Origin of the sequence: Duganella hordei (assembly GCF_040369125.1) — a bacterium.
Classification (GTDB): Bacteria; Pseudomonadota; Gammaproteobacteria; order Burkholderiales; family Burkholderiaceae_D; genus Rugamonas; species Rugamonas hordei.
In genome coordinates this window covers 135457-159598 of the sequence record NZ_BPWI01000013.1, presented here as the reverse complement: position 1 = coordinate 159598, position 24142 = coordinate 135457, and the positions used below count along the sequence as shown (strand labels likewise).

At 58.5% G+C, this 24142-nt stretch carries 19 protein-coding genes, 1 tRNA gene and 1 pseudogene; 8 read left to right on the top strand and 13 right to left on the bottom strand.

Annotation, left to right across the window (positions count from 1 at the left end; all coding sequences use genetic code 11):
• Nucleotides 1-8: 8 nt before the first annotated feature.
• The 5 genes from ABWW33_RS24980 to ABWW33_RS24960 are packed head-to-tail and all read right to left on the bottom strand — an operon-like array spanning nt 9 to nt 5296.
• Entirely contained in the window at nt 9-575 is a 567-nt protein-coding gene (locus tag ABWW33_RS24980) for a nucleotidyltransferase family protein (RefSeq protein ID WP_353404197.1), read from the bottom strand.
• 5 nt (nt 576-580) lie between these two features.
• On the bottom strand, nt 581-2806 hold the full coding sequence (locus tag ABWW33_RS24975) for a xanthine dehydrogenase family protein molybdopterin-binding subunit (RefSeq protein ID WP_353404196.1): 2226 nt from the start codon (nt 2804-2806) through the stop codon (nt 581-583).
• 11 nt (nt 2807-2817) lie between these two features.
• Complete coding sequence (locus tag ABWW33_RS24970) at nt 2818-3276, bottom strand: (2Fe-2S)-binding protein (RefSeq protein WP_176655496.1); 459 nt, start codon at nt 3274-3276, stop codon at nt 2818-2820.
• 44 nt (nt 3277-3320) lie between these two features.
• A complete protein-coding gene (locus tag ABWW33_RS24965) occupies nt 3321-4049 on the bottom strand; it encodes a DsbC family protein (protein ID WP_353404195.1) in 729 nt (242 codons plus the stop codon).
• Between the two features lie 29 nt (nt 4050-4078).
• Nucleotides 4079-5296, bottom strand: a complete 1218-nt coding sequence (locus ABWW33_RS24960) for an FAD-dependent monooxygenase (protein WP_353404194.1) — start codon at nt 5294-5296, stop codon at nt 4079-4081.
• Between the two features lie 77 nt (nt 5297-5373).
• On the opposite strand from ABWW33_RS24960, the gene ABWW33_RS24955 reads away from it, so the two are divergent.
• A tRNA-Phe gene (locus ABWW33_RS24955) sits at nt 5374-5449 on the top strand.
• A 106-nt stretch (nt 5450-5555) separates the two neighbouring features.
• Here the strand turns inward: ABWW33_RS24955 and ABWW33_RS24950 are convergent.
• The 5 genes from ABWW33_RS24950 to ABWW33_RS24930 are packed head-to-tail and all read right to left on the bottom strand — an operon-like array spanning nt 5556 to nt 13273.
• Nucleotides 5556-7490, bottom strand: a complete 1935-nt coding sequence (locus ABWW33_RS24950) for an AAA family ATPase (protein WP_353404193.1) — start codon at nt 7488-7490, stop codon at nt 5556-5558.
• Between the two features lie 10 nt (nt 7491-7500).
• Complete coding sequence (locus ABWW33_RS24945; RefSeq protein ID WP_353404192.1) at nt 7501-9195, bottom strand: restriction endonuclease subunit S; 1695 nt, start codon at nt 9193-9195, stop codon at nt 7501-7503.
• On the bottom strand, nt 9195-10658 hold the full coding sequence (locus tag ABWW33_RS24940) for a type I restriction-modification system subunit M (protein ID WP_353404191.1): 1464 nt from the start codon (nt 10656-10658) through the stop codon (nt 9195-9197). The genes ABWW33_RS24945 and ABWW33_RS24940 overlap by 1 nt, the downstream gene beginning before the upstream one ends.
• A gap of 24 nt (nt 10659-10682) precedes the next feature.
• Complete coding sequence (hsdR, locus tag ABWW33_RS24935) at nt 10683-13064, bottom strand: EcoAI/FtnUII family type I restriction enzme subunit R (RefSeq protein WP_353404190.1); 2382 nt, start codon at nt 13062-13064, stop codon at nt 10683-10685.
• A gap of 17 nt (nt 13065-13081) precedes the next feature.
• Complete coding sequence (locus ABWW33_RS24930) at nt 13082-13273, bottom strand: helix-turn-helix domain-containing protein (RefSeq protein ID WP_353404189.1); 192 nt, start codon at nt 13271-13273, stop codon at nt 13082-13084.
• Nucleotides 13274-13706: 433 nt separating this feature from the next.
• Between ABWW33_RS24930 and ABWW33_RS24925 the strand changes: the two are divergent.
• Nucleotides 13707-14176: pseudogene (locus ABWW33_RS24925) on the top strand (IS3 family transposase); the annotation flags it as partial.
• 78 nt (nt 14177-14254) lie between these two features.
• Here ABWW33_RS24925 and ABWW33_RS24920 read toward each other — a convergent pair.
• Nucleotides 14255-15388, bottom strand: a complete 1134-nt coding sequence (locus ABWW33_RS24920; protein ID WP_353404188.1) for a branched-chain amino acid ABC transporter substrate-binding protein — start codon at nt 15386-15388, stop codon at nt 14255-14257.
• Nucleotides 15389-15540: 152 nt separating this feature from the next.
• On the opposite strand from ABWW33_RS24920, the gene ABWW33_RS24915 reads away from it, so the two are divergent.
• From ABWW33_RS24915 to ABWW33_RS24895, 5 genes are all read left to right on the top strand, one after another.
• Complete coding sequence (locus ABWW33_RS24915) at nt 15541-16017, top strand: helix-turn-helix transcriptional regulator (RefSeq protein WP_176655480.1); 477 nt, start codon at nt 15541-15543, stop codon at nt 16015-16017.
• A complete protein-coding gene (locus tag ABWW33_RS24910) occupies nt 16014-16430 on the top strand; it encodes a VOC family protein (RefSeq protein ID WP_176655479.1) in 417 nt (138 codons plus the stop codon). Before ABWW33_RS24915 ends, ABWW33_RS24910 begins: the two co-directional genes overlap by 4 nt.
• Before the next feature lie 100 nt (nt 16431-16530).
• Nucleotides 16531-17919 (top strand): FAD-binding oxidoreductase, encoded by a 1389-nt coding sequence (locus tag ABWW33_RS24905; protein WP_353404187.1) that lies wholly within the window; start codon nt 16531-16533, stop codon nt 17917-17919.
• 354 nt (nt 17920-18273) lie between these two features.
• The gene (locus tag ABWW33_RS24900; protein ID WP_176655477.1) at nt 18274-19854 is read left to right on the top strand and encodes an isocitrate lyase; all 1581 of its coding nucleotides are present in this window, start codon (nt 18274-18276) and stop codon (nt 19852-19854) included.
• A gap of 126 nt (nt 19855-19980) precedes the next feature.
• A complete protein-coding gene (locus tag ABWW33_RS24895; protein WP_353404186.1) occupies nt 19981-20604 on the top strand; it encodes a LysE family translocator in 624 nt (207 codons plus the stop codon).
• Here ABWW33_RS24895 and ABWW33_RS24890 read toward each other — a convergent pair.
• Nucleotides 20561-21403: an AraC family transcriptional regulator gene (locus tag ABWW33_RS24890; RefSeq protein WP_444551016.1), complete on the bottom strand. Its 843-nt coding sequence runs from the start codon at nt 21401-21403 to the stop codon at nt 20561-20563. The two genes, ABWW33_RS24895 and ABWW33_RS24890, sit on opposite strands and share 44 nt — an antisense overlap.
• A 73-nt stretch (nt 21404-21476) precedes the next feature.
• Between ABWW33_RS24890 and ABWW33_RS24885 the strand changes: the two genes are divergently transcribed.
• Nucleotides 21477-23324: an alpha/beta hydrolase family protein gene (locus ABWW33_RS24885; RefSeq protein WP_353404185.1), complete on the top strand. Its 1848-nt coding sequence runs from the start codon at nt 21477-21479 to the stop codon at nt 23322-23324.
• A 32-nt stretch (nt 23325-23356) separates the two neighbouring features.
• On the opposite strand, the gene ABWW33_RS24880 is transcribed toward ABWW33_RS24885, so the two are convergent.
• A complete protein-coding gene (locus ABWW33_RS24880; RefSeq protein ID WP_176655473.1) occupies nt 23357-24103 on the bottom strand; it encodes a carbonic anhydrase in 747 nt (248 codons plus the stop codon).
• Nucleotides 24104-24142: the final 39 nt, after the last annotated feature.

Sequence of the window (24142 nt, the reverse complement as noted above, 5' to 3'; positions counted from 1 at the left end):
TGTCCTGTTTACAGATCGCCCGGCGTATCGATATCGCGCACCACGCCGATATCGTCGACGTCCAGTTCGCTCACCGCGTGGGTCTTAAGTATAGCGCGTGCGCCCTGGTCGCCTCCCAGCGCCAGCAGCAGCGGCAGGTGATAACTACTGAAGGCGACCGGATTGCCGCGTCGTCCTTCATATACGGGCGCCGCGATGTGCGCGCCCTGCTCGATCGTCGCGGCCAGCGCGCGGATGGTCTCCGGCTGCACATGGGGCATGTCGCCCAGGGCGATCACCCAGCCTTCCGCCCCCTTGGTGCAGTCGACCGCCGTCACCAGCGATTCGGCCATGCCCAGGTCGGCGTCGGCGCAGACGCGCACTTCGCATCCCAACGCGCCCAATAGCGCGGCCACCTTGTCGTCGCCGGGGCGGACCACGGCCAGCACGCGCGGCAGCGCGGCCAGCATATTCCTCGCGCTGGCGGCGACGACGGCGTCACCGCTCTCCAGCGCCTGCAGCAATTTGTTTTGTACGCCGGACGGGTCGAACCGCTTGCCCCGCCCGGCTGCCAGCAATATACCTACTAATGCCATCCGGCTCAGGCGCTGGCCAGATCGAACGGCAGCTTGCGCAAACGCTTGCCGGTCAATTTGAACAACGCGTTGGCGAAGGCCGGCGCCAGCGGCGGCAAGCCGGGTTCGCCCATGCCGGTCGGCGCGTCGTTCGACGGCACGATGTGCACATCGATGACCGGCATGTCGGTCATGCGCGTCACCGTGTAGTCGCTGAAGTTCTGCTGCTCGACCACGCCGTCCTTCAGCGTGATGGCGGCGCCCGGCAGGGTCATGCCCAGGCCCATCAGCGCCGCGCCCTGGATCTGCGCCTCGATCGTCAGCGGATTGACCGGCTGGTTGCAATGCACGCCCGCCGTCACCTTGTGCAGCTTTGGAACGCCCTTGTCCACCGACGCCACCACCACATAGGCGATCACCGTGTTGAACGCTTCGTGCACCGCCACGCCGTAAGCCTGGCCTTTAGGCAAAGCCTTCTTGCCGTAACCGGACTTGGCGACCGCCAGATCCAGCGCGGCGGCGTGACGTTTGCCCTTCTCGCCCATCAGCTTCTTGCGGTAGGCCACCGGATCCATCTTGGCCACATGGGCGGCTTCGTCGATCAGCGTCTCCATCACGAACGCGGTATGGGTGGAGCCCACGGAACGCCACCACAGCACCGGCACGTTGGCCTTGACGCTATGCGCCGTCAGGTTCATCGGCACTGCGTAAGGCTCGCCCATGCCTTCTACCATCGTCGAGTCAATGCCATCCTTGATCATCATCGGCTCGAACGGCGTGCCGGTGATGATGGACTGGCCGACGATGACGTGATCCCACGCCACCATCTCGCCCTTGGCGTCAAAGCCGATCTCGGCGCGGTGCACGTGCGACGGACGGTAGTAGCCGCCCTTGATGTCGTCCTCGCGGCTCCAGATCACCTTGATCGGATCCTTCTTGCCGGTGGCCTGCCACACCTTGGCGATGTTGACCGCTTCGACCAGATAGTCGGAAGTCGGCACGGCGCGGCGGCCGAAGCCACCGCCGGCCATCATCGTATTCAGCACCACCTGTTCCGGCTTCAGGCCGGCGGTGGCGGCGATGGCGCCCTGGTCCATCGTCTGGAACTGCGAACCGGCCCATACGGTGCAACTGTCCGCGCGCAGATCGACCACGCAGTTCAGCGGCTCCATCGGCGCGTGCGCCAGGTACGGGAATTCATACACGGCGGAGATTTTCTTCGCTGCGCCGGCCAGCTTCGAGGTATCGGCTTTGCGCACCGGCAGCCCCGGTTTGGCAGCCAGCGCCTTGTACTCGGCCAGCTGCTTGTCGCTGCTGACCTTTTCAACGCCGCTGGTATCCCAGTCGATGAGCAGCGCTTCGCGGCCCATCTTGGCCGGCCAGTAGCCGTCGGCCACCACCACCACGCCGCTGCCGCCGCGGTCGGTCTTCACCTCCAGCACGTCGATCACGCCCTTGATGGCCTTGGCCTTCGACGCATCGAACTTGGCGACCTTGGCGCCGAACACCGGCGGCCGCGCCACCACGGCGACCTTGCTGTTTGGCGCCTTGAAGTCCATGCCGAACTGCTGCTTGCCGGTCGATTTCAATTTCGCGTCGAGGCGCTTCATCGGCTTGCCGATGAAGTTGAAATCCTTCGGATCCTTCAGCTTCACGGTGGCCGGAACCTGCTGCTTCATGGCCGCATCGGCCATCGCGCCATACGTGGCCTTCTGGCCGGCGGGGCCGATCAGCGTGCCCTTGGACGTCTTGACCTGGTCCGGCGCCACCTTCCACTGCTCGGCCGCCGCCGCGATCAGCATCGCGCGCGCCTTGGCGCCAATCTCGCGGTACTGGATATACGAGTGGGCGATGCTGCCCGAACCGCCGGTGATCTGAATGCCGAACGCCGGGTCTTTATATTGATCGCCAGCCGGCGCCAAAGCACCGTTCACCTTCGACCAGTCGGCGTCCAGCTCCTCGGCGATCAGCATCGGCAGCGAGGTTTGCACGCCCTGGCCGAATTCCAGCCGGTTGACCTGCACGGTGACGGTGTTGTCCGGCGCGATATGCAGGAAGGCGTTCGGCTCGTAGACCTTGGCCGGAGGCTGCTGCGCATTGGCGAAGCGGCCAGCGCCCGGCATGAAGAAGCCCAGCACCAGACCGCCGCCGGCAACCGCGCCGGCCTTCATGAAGCCGCGGCGCGACATGCCGCCTGCAGCTGCGGCGCCCAGCGTCGCCATCGATTCCTGGTTGATCCATTCGATACGCATGGCGGTCTCCCTTAAGCGATGGTTTTGGCGGCGTCTTTGATGGCGGCGCGTATGCGCTGGTACGTGCCACATCGACAGATGTTCCCGCTCATGGCGTTGTCGATGTCGGCATCGGACGGCGCCTTGTTCGTGCGCAGCAGCGCGGTCGCGCTCATGATCTGGCCGCTCTGGCAGTAGCCGCACTGCGGCACGTCCATCTTGACCCATGCGGCCTGCACCGCCTGGCCGACCTTGTCGGTTTCCATTGCTTCGATGGTGGTGATCTTCTGCCCAACGGCCGCCGAAATCGGCGTGATGCACGAACGGATAGGCTGGCCGCCAAGGTGCACGGTGCAGGCGCCACACAGCGCCGCGCCGCAACCGAACTTGGTGCCGGTCATGTTCAGGTTATCGCGCAAGGCCCACAGGATGGGCGTCGATGGATCGGCGTCAACCTGCGTGTCTTTACCGTTGATGTTCAAAGTGATCATTCAATCCTCCTGTAGTCCCTGCGTTTTTGACGTTGCTGCTTGATTTACTGCTTGATCTTGGTCAGCTTCTCTTCCAGCGACTTGGTGTCGATCGCGCCGGGAACGCGGCTGCCATCGGCGAAGAAGATAGCCGGCGTGCCGGACACGCCCAGCTTGTGGCCCAGTTCCAGCACCACGTCGTTCGGCGCGTCGCAGGAGGCCTTGGCCACCGGCGCGGCCTTGCCGCTGACCATCCAGTCTTCCCACGCCTTGCTGCGGTCCGGTGCGCACCAGATGTTTTTCGATTTGGTGAACGAGTCTTCGGCCAGGATGTTGTACATGAAGGTGTAGACCGTGATGTTGTCGGTTTCCTTCAGCGTGGTCTGGCGGAAGCGCTTGCAGTAGCCGCAGTTCGGATCCTCGAACACCGCGATCACGCGCTTGCCGTCGCCCTTGACGGTCTTGATGGCCTTGTCCAGCGGCAGGTCGGAGAACTTGATCTTGCTGATCTCGTCGACGCGTTCCTTGGTCAGGTCGGTGCTGGTGGTCAGGTTGAAGATGTGGCCGGAGAACAAATAGGTCGCGGTCTTGTCGGTGTACAGGATCTCATTGCCGATACGGACTTCATACAAGCCGCTGTATGGCGTCTCCCGCACCGATTCGACCTTGACGTTCGATCCCAGTCGCGGCTCGACCAGCTTCTTGATCGACTCCGTGGTCGGCGGCGTTTCGGCGCCCACGCAGGACGCCATCAGCGCCGACAACAACAGCAAAACGATCTTACTCTTTCTCATGACATCTCCGGTGACGACTGACAGTGCTCTCATTTGCCCATGGCGTGGGAAATCAAACGGCGCTTCAGCACAGGTAATTTATCCAGCAAGTTTAATCCGAAATTACGAACCACGCGCAGCGGCTCCATGTCCGCCCCGAACAGGCGCGCCAGGCCGTCGGTGGTCAGCTGCATCAGCAGCACGTCTTCCTTGCGCGCGCGCTCGTAGCGGGCCAGCACGCGGCTGTCGCCGATGCCGCGCTGGGGTTCGCGTTCGCTCAATGTCTTGACCAGTTGCGCCACGTCGGCGAAGCCCAGGTTCATGCCGTGGCCGGCCAGCGGATGGACCACATGGGCGGCGTCGCCGATCAGCGCCACGCGCGGCGCGCTCATCGCGTGCGGGCGTATCAGCCGCAGGGGGAAGTCGCGTACCAGCTCCGGCTGCAGCGGCGTCAGCGCGCCCAGTTTGGCCGATGCGTAGACGGCCAGCCGGTGGGCGATCTGCTGCGCCGACTCGGCGCGCAGCGTGTCGGCCAGCGCTTCCGGCGCCGACCACACCAGCGATACCTGGTTGCCCGGCAGCGGCAGCAGCGCGACGATGCCCTGGGCGCCGGTGAACCATTGATAGGCGGCGCCATGGTGCGGCAGTTCGCAGGCGAAGTTGGAGACCACGGCGCGCTGGTTGTAGCTGCGGTAATCGAGGCCGATGTCGCACTGGCCGCGCACCCAGGACTGGGCGCCGTCGGCGCCGACCACCAGCGCGGCCTTGATGCTGGAGCCGTCGTCCAGGTGCACGGCGGCGCTGTCGTCGCTCCGCAGCAGGCCGGTGGCGCGGCCCTCGACCACGCGCACGTTCTGCGCGAACTTGAGGGCGGCGTCGAGCGCCTGCCCCAGGTTGCGGTCTTCCATGATCCAGGCCAGCGTGCCGGTGTGGGCGCCGTAGGCGTCGAAGGCCAGGCCGCCGGCATGCTCGCCGTCGCCGTGGACGATCATCGCGTCGACCGGCGCCACGCGCGCTTGATCCAGCGCATTCCACACCTTCAGCGACGACAGCAGGTGATGGGCGGTATGGTTCAGCGCGTAGACCCGCGCATCCCAGCCGGGATCGGCCGCCGGCGCCGCCGGACGGGACGGCGGCCCCAGCAAAGTCACGCTCAGGCCGGCCTGGGCCAGGCCCAGCGCGGCGGTCTTGGCAATAGCGCCATTGCCAACAATACAAATATCACTCTCTATGACGCGCAGCGCAGCGGGGGAGGATGGCTTATTCATCCGGCCATTATAACGGTTGTGAGAAATAGAAATCGGCCCTTGCAATTTCGCTCGGGCCTGCTATAATTCTGCTCCTTGGCCTGGTAGCTCAGTTGGTAGAGCAGAGGATTGAAAATCCTTGTGTCGGTGGTTCGATTCCGCCCCGGGCCACCAAGAACATACCTCACCAAACGCCAACCCATGCAGGTTGGCGTTTTTGTTTCCGGAACAGGAGTCCTCGTGTCCGGTCTATTTCCGGCCCCTCACGGCCTACGTCGGCCTACGTCGTGTGGCTCGCCAAATTGGATACCGTCGCAGTGTTACATTTCGATTTAATGAACTCGAACATTGGGCGAAACACTTCAAAACAAGCGGCATCTAAGTTAGGGACAATATCTTTAGCGAACTTTACCTTGTGTTTGTCCCCCTTAAAGCTGATTTTCCCAGTTCTCTCATCCGTACGAAACCAGTCAGCAAGTCCATCTACACCCCAAAAGAGATGCTCAATTCCCAAATAGGGATTGGGTCGAATTTTCTCATTGGGGTTCGTATCATCCCAAACCTGAGCTTTAAGTTCGTTGTTTGGTACGGGTAATAGAAATGCGTGAGCATTCTTATCCTGCAGCTTCCTACAAAGCCCTTGACCGATATCTGTGACTTGATGATCACCGCCCAAACCTCGCCAATCGTCGTAAGCATCATCAAAGTCAAACAACGCAAAGAACTGCTTGTCAGGGTAAGCTTTAAATATTTCGTTTCTGGACAGAAGTATTCTAATGAAACCTCGATCAAATGCGTCTTGAATCAGAATTGGATTGTCCTCTCCGGCATAAAGCTTACCAAAAGCCACATTCAAAATGCTAACGTCAGACGGACCCTCAACAAACAAGATTGGCCGTGATGATGAACGTATGACATTATCGATAAGTAGCTTGCTTTCATCTTCAGAATATTGAATAAAACTATCTGAAAGCTCATGTATCATTTCTTTTTTTGTTCGTTTGGAACATGAGACGACCGAATTTTCAATTTTAAAAAAACTGATTCTCTGTTCCGCTAGTGGAAGCAAAGTCGCAGCACTGTGGCTACTCATCAGAACATGATTGTTCTTAGCTGTAGTGTCAGTGATCTCAAAAACTTGCCGTAAGAAATCAAACTGCCATTCTGGGTGAAGAAAGGCGTCCGGCTCATCCAACAGCATTAAACAATTACGATCTTTGAAAAGTTCGACTATGGAGTAAATGTAAACCGACTGAAACTGACCATCGCTGAAGTGACCGACGTTTCCTTCCAAACCAGATGTAAGTCGGAGCGGTACAGAAATGGAGTCCAACATTCCCAGTGTTTTCAAATTGTCGAACTGGCGAAATAGTTCCTGCCATTTTCCGGCGAATTCCTCTTGCAGTCTGCCAATTGATAAATACAGAACGTAACGATCCTCATTCGGAAAATACCCCTCGGTAACCGTCAGTTTCTTTGTGTTGCCCCAAGTGCAAACACTCAAGTTATCGAGAAAGTCTTTTGTTATACCAACTGGACGCCAATACCGAGTCGCTGTTTCCACGGGGTCGATATCATATTTTTCCTTTTCGCTACCTCGTGCATAATCTGGGCGCTTGAAATCGATTCTAAGTACCGACTCTGATACTTCGTCAGTGCCGGGCTTGGTAATGCCAAGTCTGTCGATACCGAGCTTTTGGCGAATGAACGTATGTGCCCTTCCATCTTCTGGCTGCACCAGCAATATCGCCAATAGCAGTGCCTTGTAGTCCTGTCCGATGCCGATGAAGCGGCGGGAGTCTTCCAAGTCGGCCCCCTTAATGCGGCTGCGAAATTTTGCCTCATACTCAGCAACCAGCTCAGACACTGTGCGGTTGTGGCCGGAATAGTAGATCAGCACGTTGTCGGGGAACGGCGTCTGCCCCAGTGTCTTACGGTCTTCGTCCTTGTTTATGCGTAACTTGCCAGCCTTCCATTCGATCTCGGTATCTTGTCCGTTAATTTCATAACTCAGGCTGTACTCAAATGCGATGTCGTTATCGGGATGCCCAAGCTGATCAAGATGGCGAAAAATCTCGATCAGTGCTTCGAATAGATTCGACTTCCCGCTGCCATTCTTTCCAACGAAAACATCGATGAAGCTCGCGCCATCGAAACTGAGCGTGAAGCTCTTAAGATTTTTGTATTGGCTGATGAATACAGATTTCAGATGCATGGCAATCCAGTCACACTTGTGCAATTACGGAAGCTAATAATTCGGAAGCCTTTAGGTTTTCCGAGTCAATTTTTCGTTCGAGTTGATCACACAAGGCCATCAACTTATATATCTTCGTAACTATTCTTTGCTGTTCAGCAAATGGGGGTATTGGAATCGGAAGACTGGTTAATGTCTTTTGATTTATTTTTGGCATCGTCCCTGACGTTCCAGAAGCGCGTTCACGCAAAAAATCACGGCTCGGCGGCGCACTCATCGCAAAGCAGACATAATCGTTGTCAAGCTCTACCGAAACACGCAGTTTCATCATTAAATCCGGATAGATATAACTGTGACGTTCACCCTTATAAATTGCGGGAACTCCAACGTACTCAATCGTATTTCCGCGCTGCACCAAAATATCGCCATCTCGCAACCAAAGGTCGGAGCTCATTGGTATATCATCCGCAATGAACTTAGAGTGCTCCCCCTTAAATACACCAGATGTTGTCGCACTCAATGTCAAGGACTTAACCTTGGTTTCGTAACCCACAGCTTTAGGAGAATAACCATTGGTGGGGCCAGAAATCAAAATGGCATCAAGTGGTAAAATCGCCCAACTTTCTGGAATTCGGTAACTTATTTTCTTCGAATCGATTTGCTCGCTTGAGGCGCCACGAATGAGCAATCGGGACCTGTCGGTTTTAATACTTTCCAGGAGTTCTTTTACCGGTCGGTCTTCCTTACGTTGCTCGGTGAGTTTTCCCGTAACCGCAAGGCACAGAATTGCCTTCCTCAGCTCAGTGACGTTTTCCTTCACTGTGTAAAGATCACTAAAGTGCCTGGTAATAAATGTCCACGCCTCATCAGGGCTACCACTATTATTGTTATCAAGAAGCTGTGAAAGCGCAGCTGCATGCATGACCAAGCGCTTTTCTTCGCGACTATGTCGAAGATTTTCTAATGTATCGCACCGCGCCATCAGCTGGTCAATTCTAGCGACGATGCGACGTTGCTCATCAAGCGGCGGAAGCGGCAGAGGTATTTCAACAAATTTAGCAATTGAGACACCTCCAATAATCCCAGTCATTTTGGCTGCAAAAGCAGCGCGAAAGACCGGCGATAGATACGCATAGAGAATGAAACGGGACGAGATTTGGCCATAAAGTTCATTGGCAAATAATTTGTTGCCAAAACAAATATCACGGTCGGTCAGCCCACATTTTTTCCCGGCACTGCCCCCTTCAGCACAGATCAGCACCGCACCTTCGTGCGCCACCCTGAATTTCGCTTCATCGGGAGGAATGCAAATACCATTCTCATAGTCAATCGGGTCAAAGCCGTAGCCGACATCCTTAGTTGCGATGTATGGTAGCCCCTTCACTCCGGCGTATTTTGATTCCTTCTCAGCTGCGTTGATACTATTTCCGTTGAATATATTGCCGACCGTGCCCAAACGAACCCACCTCCAGCCCTTCGGCAACGTAAATGGCACATCGTCCAAGGCGATCTCCGGCAGCGGCTTGGGGGTCTTAATCTTTCCTTCCTTCACTAACCGCTTCTTTTCGACGTTTATATCTTTAAGCAGTTCGCCGGCCGACAAGTCGCTCGGATCTTGCGGTACCAACTTACCATGCATCGCAAGAGTCAAAATAAGATCCCTCAGCTTTTGAATGCCCTCGGGTGTAGAAAAAATAGTATCGAAATGTTGTTCCAGCAACTCCATTACCGCCCCCCGAGCGACAGCATCAATTCAGCTTTCAATGTGTTCAAGGCCTCGGCAAGTTGCCGAGAAATTTCCTCGTACTCCTCCATTAATTCGGCTGGATTGCGATGGTTCACCTCCACAGCGTGTGGATTTTTACAATCTAAGTTGTAGTTGCGCGCACTGATGTCTGTAGCAGAAATCCTCCAGGCATTTTCAGTGGTCTTGCGACCTTTGCGCTTGGGACCACCCCACCAGGCTTTTGCGAGATCGAATTCTTTAATATCCAATGGCTTCGACCGAGAGTAACTCTTGTAGCCGTCCGGATAGGGATGCTCGAAAAACCACACGTCTTTAGTAGGTTCACCCTTTTCGAAGAACAACACATTGGTTGCAATGCTGGTATAGGGGGCAAAGACACCCTTAGGCAAGCGGACGATCGTGTGCAGGTTGAACTCTTCCAGCAACTCACGTTTCAACGTAGTTTTGGAGCCTTCACCGAAAAGGAAACCATCGGGCAACACTACAGCGGCGCGCCCGGTGTCGTGTTTGAGCAAGTGCATAATCAGTGCCATGAACAGATCGGCAGTTTCGCGAGTCTGGTACTTGCGCGGGAAGTTGTTCTCGATGCCATCCTCTTCCATACCTCCAAATGGCGGGTTAGTGAGAATGATGTCAACGCGGTCTTTAGGCCCATAATCCTTGAGGGGGCGACTCAAAGTGTTGTCGTGACGGATGTTGCTGGGTACGTCAATGCCGTGCAGCATGAGGTTGGTCATCGCAAGCATATGCGGTAACGGTTTCTTCTCCACACCGTGTATGCAGTCTTGCAACGTGGTGCGGTCAGTGGCTGTTTTGACCTGTGCTTTCATATGCTCAATAGAACATGTGAGAAAACCACCCGTTCCACAGGCGGGATCAAGTACGCTCTCTCCAAGTTGCGGGTTAAGAATGTCCACCATGAACTGGGTGACAGCACGCGGAGTGTAATATTCGCCAGCGTTACCTGCCGATTGCAGATCCGCCAGTATTTTTTCGTAAATGTCGTTGAACAAATGTCGATCTGAGGATGAGTTGAAATCAACATCGCTTTCAATGGCGTTGATCACCTGCCGCAGCAGGGTCCCGGATTTCATGTAGTTGTAAGCATCCTCAAATACAGAGCCAACTACTTTTCCTCTTGCAGACACACCGGCGACGGTCGCCAGTTTCTTGAGTGAGGGGAAAAGCTCGTTGTTTACGAAGTCGATTAGTTCTTCGCCGGTGATTCCTTCCGCATCCTTAGCCCAATTGCACCAGCGAAAACGGCTCTGCAATGGAGACTTGTAGCCCGACATGGTGAGTTGCCATTCTTGCTCTTTGTCGTCAAAGATTTTCAGAAATAGCAGCCAGACGATCTGGCTGATGCGCTGGGCGTCGCCATCAACGCCAACGTCTTTGCGCATGATGTCTTGAATTGTTTTTATCAGGGTGCCGATAGACATGAACGAGATTCCAATAGGTGATTGTTACGCGCGATAGAGCGCTAGTTCGAGTTCGTGCACGGCATGCTGGTACTGATCCAGCCCGCCAAAGGCTCGAATAATTTCCATGGGAGTGCCAAAGCTGGTGAAGGGTGCGATGGTAAGGATTTGTGTTTCCTCAATCGGGCCAACGCCTTCGTCGGCATATTTTTCGAGCAAAGCCTGCAACACGCGCTGTACCTGTTCGCCATAGCGTGTGAAGTAATCGCGCTTCTTTACCTGCTCGGCGCGCTCCTTACGAGTAAGCGGCGGTTGATCCCAAGCTACGTGGCAAACCAGATCGAAGGGGTCGAATTCTTTGCCAGACTGGCGACCTATCTCTTCTGCCAGAGCCTCAAAGAAAATCCCTTCATGTGCCAATTCGTCGATGATGACCTGCTTTTTGTCAGCATTGTTCCAGCGTCGCAAAAAATCATCCATGGAACTAAATTCTTTGGCAAGAGCTTTTCGTGTGTAATCCTTGAGTGATTCGGTGATCAGTTTTCCGTTGGCATCGAAGTACTGCACCCGCTCGGATGCTACTTTGACTTCAACGTTGGAGACTACATAGCGACGAATGCTACTACGCTCCTCACCTGCGCGTGGCTCGGCTACGCCCATCCACGGCGATTCTTCTGCTGGGGAGTACGTGAAACCTTCATCGGTTTGTGAGTTCTCACTATCATCCGGCGGCACCGGTGATTCATCACCAGTCGGTTCATATATCTGCACCGGATCGCCATCAAACTCAGGATCGGCAAACAATTCGGTTGCCTTCTTGAAGTCTATGATGGTGAAATAGTATTTGTCGTAATCCTCGTTAATGCGCGTGCCACGACCGATAATTTGTTTGAACTCGGTCATGGACTGTATGCGCTGATCAAGAACGATTAGCTTGCAAGTCTGCGCATCCACACCCGTAGTCATCAACTTCGAGGTAGTGGCAATGACTGGGTACCTGGATTCGGGAAAAATGAAGTTGTCGAGTTCTGCTTTACCTTCTTCGTTGTCGCCCGTGATACGCATCACGTACTTGCTGTTCTGTGCGGCCAGATCAGAGTTTTCGTTAACCAAGGCCTGACGCATACGCTCGGCATGGTCAATGTTGTCGCAAAAAACAATGGTCTTATCGAAGCGACCGGTTTGCTTGAGGAAGTCGCTGATTTTCTTGGCAACTAACTCTGTACGTTTTTCCAACACGAGGTTCTTGTCAAAATCACGCTGGTTGTAGATGCGATCTTCAATTTCGTTACCGTGTTTATCGACCATACCTTTGTCGGGACGCCAGCCGGTAAGGTCTTTATCCAGATCGACGCGCACGACCTTATACGGCGCCAGGAAGCCGTCGTCGATGCCTTGCCTCAGTGAATAAGTATAAATCGGCTCGCCAAAGTAATCTATATTGGAAACGTCTTTGGTCTCTTTGGGGGTGGCGGTAAGGCCGATCTGTGTGGCCGCCGAAAAATATTCGAGAATCTCGCGCCAAGCAGAGTCCGCCGCCGCGCTGCCACGATGGCATTCGTCGATCACAATCAGGTCAAAGAATTCGCGGCTGAATTGCTTGTAGATATTGCGTTCTTCTTCTGTGCCTGTAACTGCTTGATACAAGGACAGGTAAATTTCATACGACTTGTTAGCCTGCCGTTTCTGTATCTTGGTCATCGCCGAACCGAAGGGCTTAAAATCATTGGTCATGGTCTGGTCAACCAAGATGTTGCGGTCGGCTAAAAACAATATCCGCTTCTTGGTTTTTGACTTCCAAAGACGCCAGATGATCTGGAAGGCGGTATAGGTCTTTCCAGTACCAGTTGCCATAACCAGGAGTAGACGGTTCTGACCTTTGGCTATGGCTCCGATGGTTTTGTTAATGGCCAGCAGCTGATAGTACCGTGGCGTTTTATTGCTGCCATCACTGTAATAATCCTGTGAGACAAGTTCACTTTGCGCGTTGTCCAAGCCAAGATGTTCAGCCCACCACTGCCACAGCACATCCGGACTCGGCAATTCGTGAAGCGCCAATTCGCGCTCGATAACGCCATCTTTAGCGATCTTGTTGTGAAACAGGAATCCATCGCCATTGCTGCTGAATACAAAGGGCACCTGCAACATTTCGGCATAGCCCAGCCCTTGTTGCATGCCGTCACCGAGGGAGTGACTATTGTCTTTTGCCTCGATTACCGCGATAGGCATGTTAGGCCTATGAAACAGGACGTAGTCAGCACGTTTATTTTGGGCGCGAGTATGCAACTTTCCGCGAACAATGATTCGCCCCTTAGTTAACGGAAACTCCTCCCGGACCTGAGTGGAGATATCCCACCCCGCCTGCTCAAGGGCTGGCGTGATGAATTTTGTACAGATATCGCGTTCACTTAGCTGGCGCTTGTCCATTGACGCTTCCTTCAAGTTTAAGTTCGGCTGCCGCTCTCCGCCGCGCCGCCTGACCGCACCCATTCATCAACCTCATCAGGCTTGAACTTCCAAAGCCGACCGATTCGATGCGCAGGCATGTTCCGCTTACTAATCCACGCGTAAATCGTGTCCTTGCTGACACCTAAGTACTCACCGATCTCTTCTACCGAGAACCACCGATCGTCCATGACGTCGCCTCATAAAATTGTCAAATAGTCCGCATCCCCTCGATGATCACATAGCTTACATTACGTGTAAATGCGGTTTTTACATGATTAGAGAGGGATAGAGCTGATTTATCCATATTTGGCATGAAACATCATCATCACGAACAAGGATGCACTTACATAATTGATATTTACACAATATTTATTCATATATTATTTCGTAGGCTGTCTCAGCCAAGAGCCCGATGCCCCCCCCTGGAGCATCGGGCTTTTTCATTTCGACACAAAGAAAAAGGAAATCCCACCAATGATAGACATCACGGCCAAACCGCCTTGGCAATGGTCAAGCAAGAACGCCAACACTCGTTCGGCCAGCACGAACCAACAACGCAGGCGCAATAGTTGTCAAACAAACCTTGTTGCCGTGCGGCCTTGACCTGGCCTTCTCGCTCAAGTAACCGACGTCACTGAGTTCAACGTGGCAGGTGAAAAACTCTACCTGTCTCCATTGATGGATCTGTACAACGGCGAAATCATTGCATTTGAGACCGCCAGACGGCCTGCGTTTGAGCTGGTGAGCACAATGCTTGTGAAGGCGCTGCCTAGGCTGGGGGCGCATGATCGACCAATGCTGCATTCAGACCAGGGATGGCAATACCGAATGCCAGCCTATCAACGCACATTGCGGGAGAACCAAATCGTACAAAGCATGTCGCGCAAGGTAACTGTCTCGACAACGCGGCCATGGAGAGTTTCTTTGCTGTATTGAAGTCAGAATTCTTCTACATGAACAAGTTCAGCAGTGTGGACGCCTTACAAACTGGCCTGAAGGAATACATCAGGTACTACAATCACGATCGCATCAAGATGAAACTAAAAGGGCTGAGTCCTGTGCAATACAGAACTCAGCCCTTGGCTGCCTAGCAAACTAAACCGTCCAACTATTTGGGGTCAGTTCACTCGGTGGCTTTTTTGTTTTCCTTGTCCGACGCGTTCCCCCTCCTACCGCAGCACTACCAGCTTGATTTTTTTGCCGGCCCGATAGGTCGAAACGGTCAGGGCACCGTCACGGATATCGCCGTTGGCGTCGAAGCGGATGGTCCCGGTCAGGCCGTGATACTGGATTTGGCGCAGCACCGGCAGGTATTTGGCCGGATCCGTGGAGCCGGCTTGTTGCATGGCTGCCGCCACCGTCATCGTGGCGTCGTAGGCGTACGGGGCGTAGGTCTGGATGTCGCTGTGGAAGCGCGCGTGGAAGCGGGCCACGAAATCGCCGACGTCTTTTTTGTGAGCAGCGTCGATGCCGCCGGCTTCGGCGCAATAGACCGCGTCGTCACGCATGCCGCCGCCCGCCAGCGCGGGCAGCGCTTCGGTGCAGATGCCGTCGCCGCCCATGAAACGCGCCTCCATGCCTAATGCCTTCATCTGACGCAGGATGCCGCCGGCGGTGGCATCCATACCGCCAAAGAACACTAGATCCGGCTTCTTCGCGCGGATGCCGGTCAGGATGGCGGTGAAGTCGCTGGCCTTGGCCGTGGTGAATTCGCGGCCGACGATTTTCAGGCCGGGTACGCGCGCCTGGGCGCTCTTGATGAATTCATCGGCCACGCCCTGCCCATAGGCCGAGCGGTCGTCGATTACGGCGATCCTGCGCGCGCCCAGTTGCTCCACCGCGTAGCGGCCCAGCGAGCTGCCCAGCATATTGTCGTTGGCCACCACGCGCAACGCGCCGGCGAATTTCTGCCGGGTGTACGCAGGGGCGGTGGCGGAAGGCGTAATCTGCGGAATGCCTGCGGCGTCGTAGATACGCGAAGCGGGCACCGTGGTGCCGGAATTGGCGTGACCGATGACCGCCTTCACGCCCGAATCGACCAGTTTCTGCGCCACGGCGGTGCCCTGTTTCGGATCAGCCGCATCATCCTCGCTCTGCATTCTGAAGACCACTTTTGCGCCGCCGATGGTGGCGCCGCGCGCATTCAAGTCCTCCAGCGCCAGCGTCACGCCATTCTCCATCGCCTTGCCCAGATGCGCAATCTCGCCTGACAGCGGCCCCGCCACGCCGATCTTCACCACTTCCTGCGCCATCACGGCGCAGTTCCATAGTCCACAAACCAGAAGAGGAAGAATGCGCGTCATTGCTGCTCCAGATGATGGGTAATCCACGCATTCTAGCAACGAATGCGCTATGTCAGTAAGCCGGCAACGGCGCCGCTATCCGCAGTCGAACGGTGAAGGTTGGCGGTTTGTTTTGACGGATAATATGCCCTTATTTTCAGCGTGAGGATAGGATGACCCAGAGTCCCCTGCTACTGCGGCGATTGTTGCGCGCGAAAGATAGAATGGACGGTGCGCCCCACGAGGAGTGGCCCGTCCACCGGCTGGCGCAGGTGAGCGCGGTCTCGCCGGCGTACTTCGCGCGCGAGTTCAAGAAGGCGTTCGGCCTGCCCCCACATCGCTACCTGCTTACCCGCCGCATCGAGCGCGCCGCGGCGCTGCTGCGCGACACCGACCTGCCTGTTACACAAATCGCGCTCCAAACCGGCTGGACCAGTCTCGGCACCTTCGGCCGCATTTTCCGCGACATCACCGGCTGCAGTCCGGGTGAGCTCCGCGAGCGCGATCGGTCGGCTCCGCATCCGGGACAGCAGATTCCCGAGTGCGTCATGCGCGACGCCCAACGGCCCGATCTCAAGATCGCAGTTTTGGAGAAGCGGCGCATCCAGGCTGCTGGCACACTGGAACTCCAATCTAAGGAGGATATATGACTCAAGGTATCAATATGGTCGGTCTGTATGTGCGTGATCAGGACGAGGCGCTTGCGTTTTACGTCGACAAGCTGGGGTTCGTCGTCCACACCGACGTTCGCAACGGCGACTATCGCTGGCTGACGGTGCAGCACGCTGACCAGCCCTCGTTCCAGCTCGGCCTGTTCCGGCCCGGCCCGCCGGTACATGACGCGGCAACCGCCCAGACCCTGAACGAGCTCGTAGCGAAAGGCGCCATGCCGCCACTGGTGCTGGTCGTGGACAACTGCCGTGCCGCCCACGAGCGCCTGAGCAAGCGCGGGGTTGAGTTCACGCAGGAACCCACGGATCGCTACGGCACTGTGGATGCCGGTTTTCGGGATCCTTCCGGCAACGGATGGAAGATGATCGAGGCCGCGGCCAAGCCGCAATAGGCATCGGCGCCCATCCGCCATTTTTCGAAGTGCCTGTGCTTGCGTGAGTGCGCGTCGCCTCCCTATCATGGAGGGGTATGCACCCACGTGGAGATGCGCGATGAATACTTTGACGGATGGGAAATTCAACGAACTGCAAGCCTCGCTCAGAGGCAAACTATTCCAGCCCAACGATGCGGGCTATGACCAAGCCCGCGCGGTCTGGAACGCGATGATCGACCGGCGCCCGGCCATCATCGTGCGCTGCGCCGGCACGGCGGACGTACGCGCTTCAGTGGCCTTCGCGCGCGACCATGGACTAACCCTTGCCGTGCGCGGCGGTGGACACAATATCGCCGGCAGCGCCCTGTGCGACGACGGCCTGGTGATCGACCTGTCGGACATGAAATCGGTCCAGGTCGATCCGGACCAGCGCCGCGCCTATGTCGAAGGCGGGGCCACGCTGCACGACTTCGACCACGAGGCGCAGGCATACGGCCTGGCCACGCCGCTGGGCATCAACTCCACCACCGGCGTGGCGGGGCTGACGCTCGGCGGCGGCTTCGGCTGGCTCAGCCGGACACTGGGCCTGGCGGCCGACAACCTGTTGTCGGCCGACCTGATCGCAGCCGACGGCCGCCGCCTGCATGCCAGCGCAACGGAAAACCCCGACCTGTTCTGGGCCATACGGGGCGGCGGCGGCAACTTCGGCGTGGTCACGCGCTTCGAATTCCAGCTGCACCCGGTAGGGCCGGAAATCACCGCCGGGCTGATCGTTTTCCCGTTCGCCGAAGCCAAACAGGTGCTGACGCAGTACCGCGATTTCGTCAACGTCATGCCCGACGACCTGACGGTGTGGGCGGTGTTGCGCAAGGCGCCGCCGCTGCCCTTCCTGCCGCCGGCAGTGCACGGACAGGACGTGCTGGCACTGCCCGTCTTCTCGCCGCTGAAGCTCGACGCCGTGCAGCAAGCGGTCGACCGCATCCGCAGCTTCGGCCAGCCGCTGGGCATGCATGTCGGCGCCGCGCCCTACGCCGCCTGGCAGCAGACCTTCGATCCGATGCTGACGCCGGGAGCGCGCAACTACTGGAAATCGCATAATTTCACCCAGCTCAGCGACGAGGCCATCGACACCGTCATCCGCTACGCCGGCAACTTGCCGACGCCGCAGTGCGAGATCTTCCTCGGACTGCTGGGCGCGCGGGCGGCGGCGCCGTCGCCGCAGGACACGGCATATCCGCACCGGGACGCGCTCTACGTGATGAACGTGCACACGCGCTGGGACAGCCCGGCGGAAGATGCCCGCTGCATTGCCTGGGCACGCGACTTCTTCAGCGCCTCGGCGCCGCACGCGACCGGCAGCGTGTACGTCAATTTCCTGACCCAGGACGAGAGCGATCGCACCGCCGACGCCTATGGCGCGAACTATCAGCGGCTGGCGCAGATCAAGATGAAATACGACCCGGACAATGTGTTCCGCAATAACCAGAACATCCATCCTGCCGCATAGGCCAGCAATGGTGGTGCCGGGCAGGCAAGCAGTCCGGCTCCGCCTCAATGCCCCCCCCGCCCTCGCGCGGTTTTTACGCCGCCACCTCAGAAACTGAAACTCCGTTTCACATCGCGCAATCGGGCCTGAAAAACTCCCGGCCCGGCCATCTCATTTTTTGAAAATTCGTTTCATATTGCAAGATTTAATAACTAAGCCTTTGAAAATTAAAGAATAAATTTAAGTTATATGTCTTATATAAGACCTTGATGCAGTGCACCAGAATGGCCTACTATTTAGTCATGCGGTTGCGGCCGGACGGGGCCGCGCACTCGACGATTTTTCCAAACTTGTTTTATTCTTTAGGAGATACACATGTCCCAATATCAAGACGACATCAAGGCAGTTGCCGGTTTGAAAGAGCAACAAGGCGCCGCCTGGAACGCCATCAATCCCGAGTCTGCCGCCCGCATGCGCGCCCAGAACAAGTTCAAGACCGGCCTGGACATCGCCAAGTACACCGCCAAGATCATGCGCGCCGACATGGCCGCCTACGACGCCGACCCGTCCAAGTACACCCAGTCGCTGGGTTGCTGGCACGGTTTCATCGGCCAGCAGAAGATGATCTCGATTAAGAAGCACTTCAACAGCACCGACCGCCGCTACCTCTACCTGTCGGGCTGGATGGTCGCCGCGCTGCGTTCCGAGTTCGGCCCGCTGCCCGACCAGTCGATGCATGAAAAAACCGCCGTCTCGGCGCTGATCAAGGAGCTCTACACCTTCCTGCGCCAGGCCGACGCGCGCGAACTGGGCGGCCTGTTCCGCCAGCTGGATGCCGCCGAAGGCCCGGCCAAGGCAGCCATCCAGGCGCAGATCGACAACCACGTGACCCACGTCGTGCCCATCATCGCCGACATCGACGCCGGCTTCGGCAACGCCGAAGCGACCTACCTGCTGGCCAAGCAGTTCATCGAAGCGGGCGCCTGCTGCATCCAGGTCGAGAACCAGGTGTCCGACGAGAAGCAATGCGGTCACCAGGACGGCAAGGTCACCGTGCCGCATGAAGACTTCCTGGCCAAGATCCGCGCCATCCGCTACGCCTTCCTGGAACTGGGCGTGGACGACGGCATCATCGTCGCCCGCACCGACTCGCTGGGCGCCGGCCTGACCAAGCAGATCGCCGTGACCAACGAGCCGGGCGACCTGGGCGACCAGTACAACTCCTTCCTCGATTGCGAAGAAGTGTCGGCCGACGCGCTGGGCAACGGCGACGTCGTCATCAAGCGCGAAGGCAAGCTGCTGCGTCCCAAGCGCCTGCCGAGCAACCTGTTCCAGTTCCGCGCCGGCACCGGCGAAGCGCGCTGCGTGCTCGACTCCATCACCTCGCTGCAGAACGGCGCCGACCTGCTGTGGATCGAAACCGAAAAACCGCATATCGCCCAGATCGGCGGCATGGTCAGCGAAATCCGCAAGGTGATCCCGAACGCCAAGCTGGTGTACAACAACAGCCCGTCGTTCAACTGGACGCTGAACTTCCGCCAGCAGGTGTACGACGCGATGAAGGCCGAGGGCAAGGATGTGTCGTCCTACGAGCGCAGCCAGCTGATGAGCGTGGAATACGACCAGAGCGAACTGGCGATCACCGCCGACGAGAAGATCCGCACCTTCCAGGCCGACGCGGCCCGCGAAGCCGGCATCTTCCATCACCTGATCACGCTGCCGACCTACCACACCGCCGCGCTGTCGACCGACAACCTGGCCAAGGAATACTTCGGCGACCAGGGCATGCTGGGCTACGTGGCCGGCGTGCAGCGCAAGGAAATCCGCCAGGGCATCGCCTGCGTCAAGCACCAGAACATGTCCGGCTCGGACATCGGCGACGACCACAAGGACTACTTCAGCGGCGAAGCGGCGCTGAAGGCGGCCGGTAAAGACAACACCATGAACCAGTTCTGATCGCTGGTGCCTCGGTAAAAAGCTCGCTGCGGCGAGCTTTTTTTATGAGGGCGATTTTCTCCAATACAGCGCCCGCCGCGCCGCGTATCGTCAGCTCCGGTCCATACTTATCGGAGACGCGCACTTATGAGCATCCTGTTTTCCATGGCGGCCTTCGCCCTGGCTTCATCGATTTCCCCCGGTCCTGTCAACATCGTCGCCCTCGGCAGCGGCGCGCAGCACGGCTTTCGCGCCAGCATGCGCCATGTCACCGGCGCCACCGTCGGCTTCACGCTGCTGTTGCTGTTGACCGGCCTCGGCCTGCATGAATTGCTGGCGCGGCTGCCGGTCCTGACGCGGACCATACAGCTGGCCGGCGTGGCCTTCCTGCTGTTCATGGCGTGGAAGCTGGCGCGCGACGACGGCAGGCTCGACCTTGCCGCCGGCGGCAGGGGGCCGTCCCTGATGGCCGGGGCCGCCATGCAATGGCTCAATCCCAAGGCCTGGGTGGCGTCGGTGGCCGGCATGGGCGCGTTTGCCGCGGACGGCGACGCCGTGCTGGTCTGGCAGTTCGCCGCGCTGTATTTCGTGGTCTGCTATGTGTCGATCGCCAGCTGGGCCTATGCCGGCACGTTCCTGCGCAGCCGCTTGAGCGATGCTTCGGGGATGCGGCTGTTTAACCGCTCGATGGCGTTCCTGCTGGCCGTCAGCGCCGTCTACCTTTTGCTCAGCGGCGATACTGGCCAGGCGTCGCCGCCAGCAACTGCTTGAAGATGCGCTGGAAATGCGCCTGGTCGGAAAACCCGGTTTCCAGCGCCACATCGGCGATGGCGGCGCCGTTCCTGAGCAAGCCGCGCGCCAGCTGGATGCGGCGGTTCAACAGATAGGCGTGCGGCGTCATGCCGTAGCGCTGCTTGAAGGCGCGGATCAGGTAGGACGGCGACAAATCGGCGGCGGCGCAGATGTCCTCCAGCCTCAGCGCGCCGCCGCAGTTGTCGCTGATGTAGTCGGCCGCGCGCTCGAGCTTGCGGTTCGCTTCGCGCTCGACGATGGCGGCCGGATCAAGGCAGGACTGCACCTGCCCGAAGAACTCCACCGCCGCGCACTGCCGCGGCAGCGGCTCCGGCCCGCCGCTGGTCAGCACGTCATAGAGCCGGTTGAGTCCCATATACAGCGCCGGCGACGTGCTCAGGGTGGCGGCAAAGGGATGGAAATCGCGGCTGGCGCTGAATCCCCACCCGTGCTGCAGACGGCCGAACCAGGCGCGATCGACGTGCAGCATGCGGTACGACCATGGCTCGTCGGCAAGCGGATTGCAGGCGTGGACGTCGCCCGGATTCATCAGGACCACGGTGCGGGCGCCGACCCGCTGGCGCGAAGCCCGGTTGATGTAGTCGGTGCGTCCGCCGCTGATCGCGCCGATCGAAAACGTCTCGTGCGCATGCCGGGCGTAGCAAACCTTGCGCCCATCGGCTATGGCCCGCGCCTCGATGAAGGGCAGGCTGGCGTCCCGCCAGAAGCGGGGGCCGGAAGGGTGGTTGGGATCGCGCATCGCCCAAGGATACCCCATCTCCGAAAAAACATAGGCAAGCGCATCGATCTGCGCTATCGTGGATCTTTTCAAAAAGACAACCATGGTGCACATGAAAGCCCTCCTGCGAACCCTGGCGCTGATCGCGTGCGCCACCCTGCCGCTGGCCGCCGCGGCGGCCGAGGCTCCGACGCCGGTCCCGATCGCCACCTTCTTCAAGAAGTCCGCCACCACCGGTGCGGCACTCTCGCCCAACGGCCGCTTTGTCGCCGTGCGCAAGCTGTCGCCGCAAGGCCGCACGATGCTGACGGTGGTCGACGTGGCGGCCAGCAAATCCAAGGCGATCGCCAACTTCACCAACGCCGACATCGACATGTTTTACTGGCTCAGCGACCAGCGCCTGGCGTTCTCGCTGGTCAACGTCGACCACGGCGGCGACGACGGCAAGCCCGGCCTGTATTCGGTCGACCGCGACGGTAAGAACCGCAGCTTCCTGTCGCAGACCATCGTGCGCAAGCGCTCGTTCTCCGAAAGCGACCTGGTCGACCACCGCTACCAATCGGAAATCACCGTCCACGGCTTCCCGCCAACGAAAGGCGATGAAATGGTGGTGGTCGAAGTCCGGGACGGCGAGCATACGCTGAAGCGCCTCAGCACCGTCAACGGCCGCACCTTCCCGATGCGGGCCCCGCGCGGCACCTACGGCTGGCTGCTCGATGTCGACGGCAACACCCGCATCGCCACCGCCCTGCGCGGCGACCGCGTCAACACCTACTACCTGGACCGGGACGACTGGCGCCAGATCGACAGCCGGGAACAGAAGGCCGAGTCCAGCTTCAATCCGCTGCTGTACCTCGATGGCGCCGTCTACGTCCGCTCCCGCAACGGCCTGGACGAGGCCGCCGTCTACCGTTACGATCTGGCCACGAACGCCATCGTGCCCCAGCCGCTGATCAGCGCGCCCGGCTTCGACACCGACGGCTACTTCATCGTCAGCGACAAGAAAATGCTGGGCTTTCGCTTCACCACCGATGCCGATGCCACCGTCTGGTTCGACCCGTGGATGAAGGCGGTCCAGCAGGAGGTCGACCAGCTGCTGCCCGGCATGGTCAACAACATCTCGCGCGGCCGCAGCAGCGAAACGCCGTATGTGGTGATCGACACCTATTCGGACATCCAGAACCACGCCTACATCCTCTACAACACCGAAACCAAACACCAGACCTTGCTCGGCGAAACCACGCCCGACATCGACACCGACAAGATGGCCCACATGTCGATGGTGCGTTACAAGGCGCGCGACGGCCTGCGGATTCCGGTTTTCCTGACCTTGCCGAACGCCGGTGCGCAGAAAAACCTGCCGACCGTGGTGCTGGTCGGCGCCCGGCCGGGCCACCGCAGCGGCATCTGGCAGTGGAACGCCGAGGTGCAGTTCCTGGCCTCGCGCGGCTACGCGGTGCTGCAGCCGGAACCGCGCGGCGTCGACGGCTTCGGCCGCGCGCACATCCTGGCGGGCGTCAAGCAGGCCGGCCGCGCGGTGCAGGACGACATCGCCGACGCCGTCAAATGGGCGGTGGCCGAGGGCCACACGGATCCGGCGCGGGTGTGCATCGCCGGCACCGGCTACGGCGGCTATGCCGCCATGATGGGCTTGTTGAGGGATCCGGACATCTTCCGGTGCGGCATCAGCTGGTCCGGCCTGACCACTTACCAGGACAATCCGGACGACGCCAGGCTGAAGGACATCAAGCGGCCGTTGCTGCTGGCCTACGGCACCGACGACGAGGCGGTCAAGTACGATACCGGTCTGGCCTTCTACAAGGCGCTCAAGGCCGGCAACCCGCAGGCCGAATGGCTGGAATACACGTCCACCGTCGACGACTGGAAGACGCAGAAAAACCGCATCGACCTGTGGCGGCGGATTGAAGACTTCCTGGGCAGGCAGATCGGCGCCAAATAATCGGGCGACCTGCGCCGACCTGCCGGAGCGCCTTATTCGCTGACTTCCACGGTTCTGCCGTTCAACGGCTGCACTGGACGCGCGTTCATCTTGTAGAGCTGGTGGAAAGCGGCGATCTGCTGCGGCGACAGCTCGACCGGCTGCTTCAGTACTTGCCAGCGCACGCCGTCGCTGCACGGCGGCGTCGTCAGCGAACCCATGAACTTGAAGTAGGCATGGTTGGCGGGCAACACGTCGGCCGGGTTGAAGCTGGCCAGCCGGGTCGGATGTCCCTCTGCCGGCAAGGCGGCAAACACCGGCGCCAGGGTCTTGTTCTCGTGGCCCTCCTTGAACAGTACGGCAACCACCGACAGCTTGCCATCGGCGCTCTTGTGGACGAAATGGGCCACCATCGGATAATTGACGCCGTTGATCTTCTCTTCGCTCGGCGTGTGGAAGTGGAACTGCAGCAGCTGCGCGACGTCGTCGCCGGCCTTCAGCGCATTGCCGGCTGGCAGATTCACCTGCACCGTGTGGCCGTTGTTGATCACCTCGGCGCCGGCGGCGGCGTAGTTGAACTCCAGCGCGCTCAACGACGCCTTCCTGGCGTTGCGCTCCTCGATATCGATCGGCGACTGCTCCTTGCTCAGCTTGCACGCGGAGTTGGCTTGATCGAGATCGGCCCAGTGCGCCGGATCGCCGTGGCCTTCGTAGGCCCAATGCGGCGCCGCGGCGTGGTCCTGCGCGCGGGCGATGCCCATGGCCGATATCAGCATGGCCAGCATAATCGTTGCTTTCATTATCTCTCCTGATTTTTTTGAAGTTCAATATCGATGGTC

Excerpts from the sequence above, each read along its gene's own strand:
- ABWW33_RS24910 (WP_176655479.1), top strand. The coding sequence starts at position 16,014 with ATGACTCAAGGTATCAATATGGTCGGTCTGTATGTGCGTGATCAGGAC.
- ABWW33_RS24900 (WP_176655477.1), top strand. The coding sequence starts at position 18,274 with ATGTCCCAATATCAAGACGACATCAAGGCAGTTGCCGGTTTGAAAGAG.
- ABWW33_RS24915 (WP_176655480.1), top strand. The coding sequence starts at position 15,541 with ATGACCCAGAGTCCCCTGCTACTGCGGCGATTGTTGCGCGCGAAAGAT.
- ABWW33_RS24895 (WP_353404186.1), top strand. The coding sequence starts at position 19,981 with ATGAGCATCCTGTTTTCCATGGCGGCCTTCGCCCTGGCTTCATCGATT.
- ABWW33_RS24980 (WP_353404197.1), bottom strand. The coding sequence starts at position 575 with ATGGCATTAGTAGGTATATTGCTGGCAGCCGGGCGGGGCAAGCGGTTC.
- ABWW33_RS24890 (WP_444551016.1), bottom strand. The coding sequence starts at position 21,403 with ATGGGGTATCCTTGGGCGATGCGCGATCCCAACCACCCTTCCGGCCCC.
- ABWW33_RS24880 (WP_176655473.1), bottom strand. The coding sequence starts at position 24,103 with ATGAAAGCAACGATTATGCTGGCCATGCTGATATCGGCCATGGGCATC.
- ABWW33_RS24970 (WP_176655496.1), bottom strand. The coding sequence starts at position 3,276 with ATGATCACTTTGAACATCAACGGTAAAGACACGCAGGTTGACGCCGAT.
- hsdR (WP_353404190.1), bottom strand. The coding sequence starts at position 13,064 with ATGGACAAGCGCCAGCTAAGTGAACGCGATATCTGTACAAAATTCATC.
- ABWW33_RS24885 (WP_353404185.1), top strand. The coding sequence starts at position 21,477 with ATGAAAGCCCTCCTGCGAACCCTGGCGCTGATCGCGTGCGCCACCCTG.
- ABWW33_RS24950 (WP_353404193.1), bottom strand. The coding sequence starts at position 7,490 with ATGCATCTGAAATCTGTATTCATCAGCCAATACAAAAATCTTAAGAGC.
- ABWW33_RS24940 (WP_353404191.1), bottom strand. The coding sequence starts at position 10,658 with ATGTCTATCGGCACCCTGATAAAAACAATTCAAGACATCATGCGCAAA.
- ABWW33_RS24930 (WP_353404189.1), bottom strand. The coding sequence starts at position 13,273 with ATGGACGATCGGTGGTTCTCGGTAGAAGAGATCGGTGAGTACTTAGGT.
- ABWW33_RS24965 (WP_353404195.1), bottom strand. The coding sequence starts at position 4,049 with ATGAGAAAGAGTAAGATCGTTTTGCTGTTGTTGTCGGCGCTGATGGCG.
- ABWW33_RS24920 (WP_353404188.1), bottom strand. The coding sequence starts at position 15,388 with ATGACGCGCATTCTTCCTCTTCTGGTTTGTGGACTATGGAACTGCGCC.
- ABWW33_RS24945 (WP_353404192.1), bottom strand. The coding sequence starts at position 9,195 with ATGGAGTTGCTGGAACAACATTTCGATACTATTTTTTCTACACCCGAG.
- ABWW33_RS24975 (WP_353404196.1), bottom strand. The coding sequence starts at position 2,806 with ATGCGTATCGAATGGATCAACCAGGAATCGATGGCGACGCTGGGCGCC.
- ABWW33_RS24960 (WP_353404194.1), bottom strand. The coding sequence starts at position 5,296 with ATGAATAAGCCATCCTCCCCCGCTGCGCTGCGCGTCATAGAGAGTGAT.
- ABWW33_RS24905 (WP_353404187.1), top strand. The coding sequence starts at position 16,531 with ATGAATACTTTGACGGATGGGAAATTCAACGAACTGCAAGCCTCGCTC.